This is a genomic window from Mesorhizobium sp. M8A.F.Ca.ET.021.01.1.1, assembly GCF_003998025.1.
In the GTDB taxonomy this organism is placed as follows: domain Bacteria; phylum Pseudomonadota; class Alphaproteobacteria; order Rhizobiales; family Rhizobiaceae; genus Mesorhizobium.
Genome location: NZ_RZSJ01000946.1, coordinates 1 through 1244 on the forward strand (window position 1 = coordinate 1; position 1244 = coordinate 1244).

At 66.6% G+C, this 1244-nt stretch carries 1 pseudogene; it reads left to right on the forward strand.

Annotated features, from left to right (window positions below):
- Window positions 1-1244, forward strand: a pseudogene (locus tag EOA36_RS35700) (AsmA-like C-terminal region-containing protein); the annotation flags it as partial.

The following is a 1244-nucleotide window of genomic DNA, read 5'->3' on the forward strand; positions in this document are numbered from 1 at the left end:
ATTATCCTGATAATGCCGTGCTGAAGGGGCTCGCGGGCCGCGCCGCCGCTTATCCCGACCTGTTCCAGGATGCGCGCATCGACCTCGTGGCCAGTGCCGCCGACAATGGCGACGGCTCCACGGGCCTGGCGATGAGCGGGCAAGGTAAGGCCGGCGGCTCGGCGTTTTCGGCGTCGCTGTCGGGGAAGGGCGCGGTGGGCAAGCTTTCTGACGCCCCCGTGACACTGACGTTCAATGCCAGGAACCCGGACGCAACCGCCTTGCTGGCGCTCTACGGCTTGCCGGCGCTACCGCTCGGCATGCTGGGCGAGGCAAGCACCGATATCCAGGCCAAGGGCACGTTCGGCGGCGGCCTGACGACGAGCTTCAGCCTTGCCGGCAACGACTTCAAGGCCGGCTTCGAGGGAACGGTCGCCGACACGCCGCAAGGTCCGACGGCGAAGGGCAAGGTCAACCTCGACGCCTCCGACATCGAGCCATGGCTGATGACGACGGGCATCGGCCTGCCCGGCATGGGCGCCGGCATGTCGACATCGCTGGCCGCGCAGGCCGATTATGGCAACGGCCTGCTGGTGCTCTCCGGGCTCAGCGGCGCCATCAACGAGGCAGCCGTGTCCGGCGACATCAACCTCGATGTCAAGCAGGGCGTGGACGGCAAGGACGGCGTGCCGCATCTGGCCGGCGCGCTGGCGCTCGACGAACTCGACCTTGATCCGATGGCGGTGGCGCTGTTCGGCGATTCCGCTTTTCTCGTGGAAAAGAACGGGGCCGACAAAAATGACAATGCCGGCAAGAGTGACAAGGCCGGCAAGAGTGACAAGGCCGGCAAGAGTAACAGGGCCAGTGCGTGGCCATCGGCGCCGTTCAGCCAGAAGTCCAGCTTGCCGTTCACGGCCGATCTCGACCTGACCACGGCTTCGCTGGCCGCCGGCCCGCTCGCCACCGCCTATGACGCGGCCTTCTCGCTCAAGCTCGACCCGGACGGCATCCGCGTGGCCGATCTCAAGGCCAAATTCCTCGGCGGGGCGCTGACCGGCCTGTTCGAGTTGAAGAACAATGAGGGCACGGGGCTTTTCACCGGACAGATGAAGCTGGCGGGCGCCGATCTGGCAAGCGTGTTGCCGGACGCGGGCATCGGCGGCACCAGCGATTTCTCGACGACGCTGTCGACCAGCGGCAAGTCGGTCGACGCAATGATCGCCGCCCTGTCTGGTTCCGGCACGGCGGCGCTGAAGGATTTGCAG